The 9,999-nt window shown below is 71.8% G+C and carries 2 protein-coding genes; both read left to right on the forward strand.

The window, feature by feature from the left end; translation table 11 throughout:
• Nucleotides 1–19 precede the first annotated feature (19 nt).
• Nucleotides 20–3,313, forward strand: coding sequence for a non-ribosomal peptide synthetase (locus A7W11_RS06240; RefSeq protein WP_066410125.1), 3,294 nt, complete (start codon nucleotides 20–22; stop codon nucleotides 3,311–3,313).
• A partial coding sequence (locus tag A7W11_RS06245) for a non-ribosomal peptide synthetase (protein WP_156523007.1) occupies nucleotides 3,310–9,999 on the forward strand: 6,690 nt, incomplete at its 3' end. The genes A7W11_RS06240 and A7W11_RS06245, both read left to right, overlap by 4 nt.

The raw sequence follows: 9,999 nt of genomic DNA on the forward strand, positions 1-9,999 counted from the left end.
CAGCCCGGTAGCAGACCCGATGTCATTATCCGACCGCTTGGACGCCCAGCGCGCCCGACTCACTCCCGAGCAGCAGGCGCTGCTCGCGCAACGCCTGCGGGGCGGCACGCGCGCCGAGGCGCCGGCGCCCATCCCGGTGCTGGCACGGCGCGATCAGGCGCCGCTGTCCGCGGCCCAGCAGCGTCAGTGGTTCCTGTGGCAGTTCGACCCGCAGGGCACGGCGTATCACATCACCGAGGCGCTGCACGTCCAGGGCCGGGTGGATGCCCGGGCCTTGCGCCAGGCGTTCGGGGCGCTGGCGCTGCGCCACGAATCGCTGCGCACGGTATTTCCGCGTGGCGCGGACGGCCTGCCCACCCAGCGCATCCTGCCCGAGCGCGAGCCGGCCTGGGTGCAGGAGGATCTGCATGGGGCAGGGCAGGACACGGTGCGGCAACGCGTGCAAGCCCTCACGCAGCAGCCGTTCGACCTGGAGCAGGGGCCGTTGCTGCGGGTCGGCCTGCTGAGCGAGTCGGACGACACGCACATCCTCGTGGTGGCCATGCATCACATCGTGTCCGATGCCTGGTCCATGCGCGTGCTGGTCGACGAATTCGCGGCGCTGTACGCGGCGGCGTGCGCGGGTCAGGCGCGGGCGCTGCCCGAACTCCCGGTGCAGTATGCCGACTATGCGGCGTGGCAGACGCAATGGCTGGATTCGCCCGAGCAGGCGCGCGAGCTGGACTACTGGCGCGGCGCGCTGGGCGGCGAGCAGCCGGTGTTGCAACTGCCCGCGGCGCGCGGCCGCGAGGTCGGCGCCACGTATCGCGCCCTGCAACAGCGGCGCGTGCTGCCCGCCGAGCTGGTGGGTGCGCTGCGCCGCCATGCGCAGGCGCATGGCGCCACCTTGTTCATGGCGCTGCTGGCCGCCCTGCAGGCCCTGTTGCACCGCTACGCCGGCCAGGACGACATCCGCATCGGGGTGCCCGTGGCCAACCGCCATCGGCCCGGCATCGAAGGCGTGATCGGCCTGTTCGTCAACACGCAGGTGCTGCGCGCCGAATTCGCGCCTCGCCTGACGCTGGGCCAGTTGCTGGACCAGGCCCGGCATACGGCGCTGTCCGCCCAGGCCAACCAGGATCTGCCGTTCGACCGCCTCGTGCAGGCCTTGCAGCCCGCGCGCAGCCTGACGCATCCGCCCTTGTTCCAGGTCATGTACAACCATCTGCGCACGGGCCTGGAAGGCCTGCAGCGGCTGCCGGGACTGACCGTACAGCCCTATGCGCTGGATGCGCGCATGGCGCAGTTCGATCTGTCCGTCACCGTGATGGAAGAGGGCGCGGATCGCGTCGAAGTGGTGTTCGGACATGCCGAAGGCCTGCTGGACGCGCGCATCGTGGCCGGCATGCTGGATCACTATCTGGTGCTGCTGCAGGCGCTGCACGCGCAACCCGGGATGGCGGTCGCCGATGTGGCGTTGCCCGCCGGCGCGCACGGGTATGGCCTGGCGGCCGCCGCCGCGCCGGATGCGCCCTGCCTGCCCATGACGGTCCAGTTCGAAGCCCAGGCGCAACAGCGGCCCGATGCCGTGGCGCTGGTGTGCGGCGGCCAGGCGTGGACCTATGCCGCCCTGAACGAACGCGCCAACCGCATCGCGCACCGTCTGCTGGCCTTGGGCGCGACGCGCGGCGCGCGCGTGGGCATCTGCCTGGAACGCGGCGCGGACATGCTGGCCGCAATGCTGGCCGTGATGAAGGCCGGCGCGGCCTACGTGCCCATGGACCCGCTCTATCCGCAGACCCGCCTGGACGACATGCGGCACGACAGCGGCCAGCTGGTGCTGATCACCCAGGCCGCACTGCAGGACCGCTTCGGCCCGGACACGCCCATGCTGGTGCTGGACCGGACGGATCTGGCGGCGCAGGCGGGGCACAACCCCGGCGTGCCGCTGCAGGACGCCGACCTGGCCTATGTGATCTACACGTCCGGCTCCACCGGCAAGCCCAAGGGCGTGATGGTGGGGCACGGCGCCCTGGCCAATTTCCTGGCCAGCATGCGCCGGTCGCCCGGCCTGTCGCCGCAGGACCGCATGCTGGCATCCACCTCGCTGTCGTTCGACATCGCGGCGCTGGAACTCTATCTGCCGCTGGTCTGCGGCGCGCAAGGGGTGCTGGCCGACGGTGGCCAGGTGCGCGACGGCGCCGCATTGGCCGCGCTGATCGCGCAGGCCGGGGTCACGGCGGCGCAATTCACGCCATCGGGGTGGCGCCTGCTGCGCGCCGCCGGCTGGCCCGCGGCCGGCGCGCGGCCCATTCTGGCCCTGTGCGGCGGCGAGGCCTTGCCGCCGGATCTGGCGCAGGATCTGCTGGACCAGGGGCTGCCGCTCTGGAACCTGTATGGGCCGACCGAGACCACCATCTGGTCGGCGGCCACTGCCGTGCACGGGCCGCAGCCCGGGCTGGGCGGTCCCATCGCGGCGACCCGGCTGGCGGTACTGACCGCCTCGTTGCTGCCCGCGCCGCCCGGCGTGGCGGGCGAACTCTACATCGGCGGCGCGGGACTGGCGCGGGGCTATCTGCATCGCCCGGGCCTGACCGCCGAACGTTTCGTGGCCGATCCGCTGTCGGACTCGGGCCAGCGCCTGTACCGCACGGGCGACCTGGCCCGTTGGCGCGCCGACGGCGGGCTGGAGTACCTGGGCCGGGTCGATCACCAGGTGAAGCTGCGGGGCTTTCGCATCGAACTGGGCGAGATCGAGGCGGTGCTGGCCGCGCTGCCCGAGGTGCGCGCGGCGGTGGTGGTGGCGCTGGAGCGGCATGGCGGCCCGGCCTTGTATGCCTATGCCGAAACCGTCGAAACCGTTGATCGCCCCGGCCTGGCGCAGGACCTGCGCCGCGCGCTGGCCGAACGCCTGCCGGACTACATGGTGCCGGCCGCCGTGGTGGTGTTGCCGGCCTTGCCGTTGAACGCCAATGGCAAGGTCGACCGGCGCGCCTTGCCGGAACCGCCCGCCCCGCAGCGCGCCGGCTATCTCGCGCCCGAGGGGCAGACCGAGACGGCGCTGGCGGCCATCTGGTCCGAGGTGCTGGGCGTGCCGCGCGTGGGCCGCGACGACGATTTCTTCGAGTTGGGCGGCCATTCGCTGCTGGCGGTGCAGGTCGTCAGCCGCGTGCGCGACCGCCTGGGCGCCGAACTGGCGCTGCGCGAGGTGTTCCGTGCGCCCACGCTGCGCGGCATGGCCCGTGGCGTGTCCGAGGCGGCGCGCAGCGCGGCCGCCGACAACGAGGCCCTGTCGGCCATCGATGCATTCATGAACAGTTTGAAGGAAGAATGATGACGCCTCCGGCCACTTTGCAGATCGCGCAACGTTTTGCCGGCCTGTCGCCCGATCAGCGCGCCGCCGTCTATCGCAAGATGCGCGAGCAGGGCATGGGCATGCGCGATTTCCCGGTCGTGGCGCGCGCCGCCGCCGGCGAACCCGGCGCGGCCTTGCCGCTGTCGGCGGCGCAGGCCAGGCAGTGGTTCCTGTGGCAGCTCGATCCGGACAGCACGGCCTATCACATCGCGGAAGCCATGCGGCTGCAGGGCGCGCTGGACGTGGCGGCCCTGCGCGGCGCCTTCGACACCTTGGCTCGGCGTCATGAATCCCTGCGCACGGTCTTCGCCAAGGGCGCCGATGGCCTGGGGCGGCAACGGGTGCTGGCCCACCTGGCGCCGGACGTCGAAGTGATCGACAGCGATACCGCGCACCCGCAGGACGAGGCCGCCGTGGCGCGGGCCGTGCGCGCCTTCGTGCAGCGCCCCTTCGATCTGCAGCATGGCCCCTTGCTGCGGGTGGGCCTGCTGGCCCAGGGCGAGCACGACCATGTGCTGGTGGTGGTCATGCACCACATCGTTTCGGATGGCTGGTCGCTGCGCGTGCTGGTGCGGGAATTCGCCGCGCTGTACCAGGCCGCGCGGCAGGGCGCCGCGTCCTTGCCGCCGCTGGCGGTGCAGTACGCCGATTACGCCGCCTGGCAGTCCAGCTGGCTGGACGCCGGCGAGCGCGAGCGCCAGCTCGGCTATTGGCGCGCGCAACTGGGTGACGACCATCCCGTGCTGCAATTGCCGGTGGACCGGCCGCGCCGCGCCGACGGGCGCTACCGCGCGGCGCAGCACGAACTGACGCTGCCGGCCGATCTGGTCGCCCGCCTGCGCCAGCGCGCGCAAGCTCACGACGCGCCGCTGTTCGCCGCCTTCCTGTCGGCCTGGCAAGTGCTGCTGCATCGCTACACGGGCCAGGACGACATCCGGGTCGGCGTGCCGGTGGCCAATCGGGAGCGCACCGAGACCGAGGCCGTCGTCGGCTTCTTCTCCAACACCCAGGTGCTGCGCAGCGTGCTGGCGCCCAATCTGTCGCTGGACCAGGCACTGGCGCAGGCCGCCCGCGCCGCGTTGGACGCGCAGGCCCACCAGGAGCTGCCGTTCGAGCAATTGGTCGAGGACCTGCAGCCCGAACGCAGCCTGGGACAAAGCCCGCTGTTCCAGGTGATGCTGAACTATCGCCATGTCGACGCGCCCGCGGCGCAGATGATCGACGGCATACGCGTCACGCCCATTGCGCTGGACGGGCAGCAAGCCCAGTTCGAGATGACGCTGGACGTGGCCGTGCAGCCCGATGGCGCGGCGGTGCTGCGCCTGCGCTATGCCCGGGAGTTGTTCGATGCGGCCACGGTGGCGCGCCATGCCGCGCACTATCTGGCCATACTGCGGGCCTTGGCCGACGACGCGAGCCAGCCCTTGGGCCGTGTCGATCTGCTGGACGCGGCCAGCCGCCGGCAGTTGCTGGCCTGGGGCCAGTTCGCCGATGACCGGATCGAGGCGGGCGCCATCGCCACGCTGCATGGACGCTTCGCGGCCCAGGCCGCGGCGCGGCCGGACGCCATCGCCGTGACCGATGGCGCGCGCCAGATTCCCTATCGCGAACTGGATGCGCTCGCCAATGCGCTGGCCCACCGGCTGGCGGCCCTGGGCGTCGGACCCGAACAGCGGGTCGGCCTGGCGGCGGCGCGTTCGGCCGGCATGATCGTCGCGCTGCTGGCCATATTGAAGGCCGGCGCGGCCTATGTGCCGCTGGACCCGGATTACCCGCAAGAGCGGCTGTCCTACCTGATCGCCGACAGCGGTATCTCGCTGCTGTTGACCGAGGCGGACGTGCGCCCGCGCCTGCCCGTGCCGGACGGCTTGCCGGTGCTGCTGCTGTCCGATGCCGCGCAGGCCGAGGGCCGGCCCGACGCCCCGGCCGTGGCCGTACATGCCGACAACCTGGCCTACGTGATCTATACCTCGGGCTCGACCGGCAAGCCCAAGGGGGCCCAGCTGTGCCATCGCAACGTGGCGCGCCTGTTGGACCAGACCGCGGCCTGGTTCGATTTCGGCGCGGACGATGTGTGGACGCTGTTCCATTCCTACGCCTTCGATTTCTCGGTCTGGGAAATCTTCGGCGCGCTGTGCACGGGCGGCAGGCTGGTCGTGGTGCCGTACTGGATCAGCCGCGCGCCGGACGAGTTCGCGGGCCTGCTGCGCACGCAAGGCGTCACGGTGCTGAACCAGACGCCGTCCGCCTTCCGCCAGTTGTGCGAGTCGCCCGCCATCCAGACGGGCGAGCCCTTCGCGCTGCGCCACGTGATCTTCGGCGGCGAGGCGCTGGCGCCGGAATCGCTGCGCGGCTGGATCGCCCGCTTCGGCGATGCGCGGCCCGCGCTGGTCAATATGTACGGCATCACCGAGACCACCGTGCACGTGACGTACCGGCGCATCACGCTGGACGATCTGGACGGCGCGGGCCGCAGCCCGGTGGGCCAGGCGATTCCCGATCTGGGCCTGCGCGTGCTGGACAGCGAACTGGCGCCGGTGCCGGTGGGTGTGCCGGGCGAGCTCTATGTGGCCGGCGCCGGATTGGCGCGCGGCTATCTGGGCCGGGCGGGCCTGAGCGCGGAACGCTTCATCGCCGATCCGCAGGGCGATGCCGGACAGCGCCTGTACCGCACCGGCGACCTGGTTTGCTGGCGCGCCGATGGCCAACTGGACTATCTGGGCCGCATCGACCATCAGGTCAAGATCCGCGGCTTTCGCATCGAACTGGGCGAAGTCGAGGCATGCCTGCTGGCGCAGGCCGAGGTGCGCGAGGCGGTGGCGCTGCCACGGCCCGCCCCGGGCGGCGACCGGCTGGTGGCCTACGTCACGCTGCGCGACGGCGCGCAGCACGCGGGCCTGGCCGGCGCGCTGCGCGAGCGCCTGTCGGTGCTGCTGCCCGACTACATGGTGCCCAGCGCCATCGTGATCCTGCCTGCCTTGCCCTTGACCACCAATGGCAAGCTGGATCGCCGCGCGCTGCCGGAACCCGCCCAGGCCGTGGGCGAATACGCCGCGCCGCAAGGCGAGACCGAAACCACGCTGGCACGCATCTGGGCCGAAGTCCTGCAGGTGGATCGGGTCGGCCGCGACGATCATTTCTTCGAGCTGGGCGGCCATTCGCTGCTGGCCATCCAGTTGCTGGAGCGCATGCGCCAGCAAGGGCTGGACGTGCCGGTACGCGAGCTGTTCCTGGCGCCACGGCTGGGCGACCTGGCGCGCGTCATTGCGCTGCGCAACGCGGCGCAAGCCGGGCCGTCGGCCGGGTTGGCAGATACCGCGCCACGCGTGCCCGAGGGCTGCCAGGCCCTGGCGGCCGGCATGTTCCCGCTGGCCGACCTGAACGAGGCGGAACTGCGCGCCATCGAGGCCGCCACCCCTGGCGGCGCGGCCAACGTGCAGGACGTCTATCCCCTGGCGCCCCTGCAGGAAGGCATCCTGTATCACCACATGATGCAGACCGATGGCGATGTCTACGTCAACGCGCTGCTGCTGGGCTTCGACAGCGAGGCCCGCCTGCAGGCCTTCATCGACAGCCTGAACGCGGTGATCGCGCGCCACGACATCCTGCGCACCTCGGTGCGCTGGGAAGGACTGCGCCAGCCCATGCAGGTGGTTCAGCGCCAGGCCGGGCTGGCCCTGGAATGGCTGGCGGCCGGCGAGGACGCCGAAGCGCGCCTGCGCGCGTTCGCGCGGCCGGGATCGCTGCGCATCGACGTGCGGCGCGCGCCCATGATGCGCGCCATCTCCGTGCACGACACGGCCGGCGCGCGCTGGCTGCTGCAACTGCCCAGCCACCATCTGGCCCTGGACCACGCCTCCGAGGAGCAACTGGTCGAGGAAATCGAGATGCTGCGCACCGGCCGGCAGGACCAGTTGCCGGTGCCGGTGCCGTTCCGCGACTATGTGGCGCGCGCCCGTGTGGCGGGCGATGAACAGGCGCATGCCGAATTCTTCCGCCAGATGCTGGGCGACGTGACCGAGCCCACCGCCGCCTTCGGCCTGCTGGACGTGCGCGGCGACGGCTCGCGGCTGCGCGAAGCCAAGCTGGCCATGCCGGCCGACTGGTCGCCGCGCGCGCGGCGTGCCTTGCGTGGCGCGGGCGTCAGCGGCGCGGCGCTGTTCCATCTGGCGTGGGCACAGGTGCTGGCGCGCTGCGCCGGCCGCGACGACGTGGTGTTCGGCACGGTGTTGTTCGGCCGCATGCAGGGCGGCGCGGGCGGCGCGCGCGCGCTGGGCATGTTCATCAACACGCTGCCGCTGCGGGTTCGGCTGGCCGGGGGGATCGGCGCGGCAGACGCGTTGCGGCAGGTGCACGAGAGTCTGGCCGGCGTGCTGGCGCACGAGCATGCCAGCCTGTCGCTGGCGCAGCGCAGCAGCGGCGTGCCCGCGGGTACGCCGCTGATCCCCACGCTGATCAATTACCGGCATTTCACCGCCGCGCAGGCCGGCGAGCATGCGCAGCAGGCCTGGGAAGGGATCGAGAACCTGGGTTTCGAGGAGGTCTCGAACTATCCCTTCGGCATTTCGGTGAACGAAAGCGCCGAGGGTTTCGAGATCGTGGCGCAAGTGGACGCCAGCATCGACGCCGGGCGCATCTGCGCCTATGTGCGCCAGGCGGCGCAGGCCCTGGTCGATGCGCTGGAGCGCCAGTCGCGCACGCCAGTCAGCGACATGGACATCCTGGAGGATGCCGAACGCCTGCGCCTGTCGGCCTGGGGCACCGGCCAGGCGCCGGTGCGCGATCTGCCGGTGCACCGGCTGGTCGAGGAACAGGCGCGTCTGCGCCCGCAGGCGCTGGCGCTGATCGGCACGGACCGCAGCCTGGACTATGCCGCGTTCAATGCACGGGCCAACCGCCTGGCGCATCAACTGATCGCGGCGGGCGTCGGCCCGGAGGTGCGCGTCGGCCTGGCGGTGCGGCGTTCCATCGACATGGTGGTGGCCCTGTTGGCCGTGCTGAAGACGGGCGGCGCCTATGTGCCGCTGGACCCCGCGTATCCGCCCGAGCGCCTGGCGCACATGGCGGGCGACAGCGGCATCGCCTTGCTGCTGTGCAGCCAGGGGCTGGAGGCGGTCGCGCCCGCGCCGCGCGCGCTGGCGCTCGAAGCCTTGAACCTGGACGATCCGGATCTGCCCAGCCATGATCCGCAGGTTCCGGTGTCGCCGCACCAACTGGCCTACCTCATCTATACCTCCGGTTCGACGGGAACGCCCAAGGGCGTGGCGGTCGAGCACGGGCCGCTGTCCATGCACGTCCAGGCCATCGGCCAGGCCTACGGCATGACGCCCGAGGACCGCGAATTGCAGTTCGCGTCCATCAGTTTCGATGGCGCGCATGAGCGCACCTGGACGCCGCTGGTGTTCGGCTCGGCGCTGATGCCGCGCGACGACGAGCCCTGGTCGGTGGAGCGCACCTGCGCGGAAATCGCCCGCCACGGCATCACCATCACCTGCTTCACGCCCAGCTACCTGCACCAGTTGGCCGAGGTCATGGGGCCGGCGGCCGCCGCGCTGCCGATCCGTTCGTACACCGTCGGCGGCGAGGCCATGCCGCGCGCCACGTTCGAACTGGTGCGGCGCGTGCTGGATCCCCAGCGCATCGTCAACGGCTACGGGCCGACCGAGACGGTCATTACCCCGACCATCGCCAAGGTCATGCGCGGCGAAAGCTTCGATTCGGCCTACATGCCCATCGGCCGCCTGATCGGCGACCGCCGGGCCTATGTGCTGGACGAGAACCTGAATCCCGTGGCCCAGGGCGCGGCGGGCGAACTGTACCTGGGCGGATCGGGCCTGGCGCGCGGCTATCTGGGCCGGCCGGGCCTGAGCGCCGAACGCTTCCTGCCGGATCCGTACGCGGGCGGCGGGGCGCGCATGTATCGCAGCGGCGACCTGGTACGCTGGCGCGAGGACGGACAACTCGATTACCTGGGCCGCCTGGATCACCAGGTGAAGGTGCGCGGCTTCCGGATCGAGCTGGGCGAGGTCGAGACGGCGCTGCTGGGGCAACCCGGCGTGGGGGCCGCCGTGGTGCTGGCCGTGGGGCCGGCGGCGCAAAGCCGGCTGGTGGCCTATGTGGCGCCGGCCGAGGGCGCCACGCTGCAAGGCCGCGCGTTGCGCGACAGCCTGGCGCGCCTGCTGCCCGACTACATGGTGCCGGGCACGGTCATGGTGCTGGAGCGACTGCCCCTGAACGTGAACGGCAAGGTCGATCGCGCGGCGCTGCCCGAACCCACTTTCGAAAGCGGCGCCGAGCACGAGGCGCCGCAAGGCCAGGCGGAGTCCGTCCTGGCGGAGGTCTGGGCGGAGGTGCTGCGGCTGCCTCGCGTCGGCCGGCACGACAACTTCTTCGAGATCGGCGGCGACTCCATCCTGAGCCTGCAGATCGTGGCGCGGGCGCGGCAGCGCGGCTGGGCCGTCTCGCCGCGGCAGTTGTTCGAACGGCAGACCGTGGCCCTGCTGGCGGCGGGCGCCAGCCCGGTGGACGACGCCGCCGTGGCCGATCTGCCCGCGGCGATGGAGGCGGCCCGGGCATTCGAGCCCGCCGCTTTCCCCCTGGCGCGATTGGACCAGGCGGGGCTGGACGGACTGGGCCTGGCGCCGTCGCGGGTGCAGGACCTGTAT

The organism is Bordetella ansorpii (genome assembly GCF_900078315.1).
In the GTDB taxonomy this organism is placed as follows: domain Bacteria; phylum Pseudomonadota; class Gammaproteobacteria; order Burkholderiales; family Burkholderiaceae_B; genus Bordetella; species Bordetella ansorpii.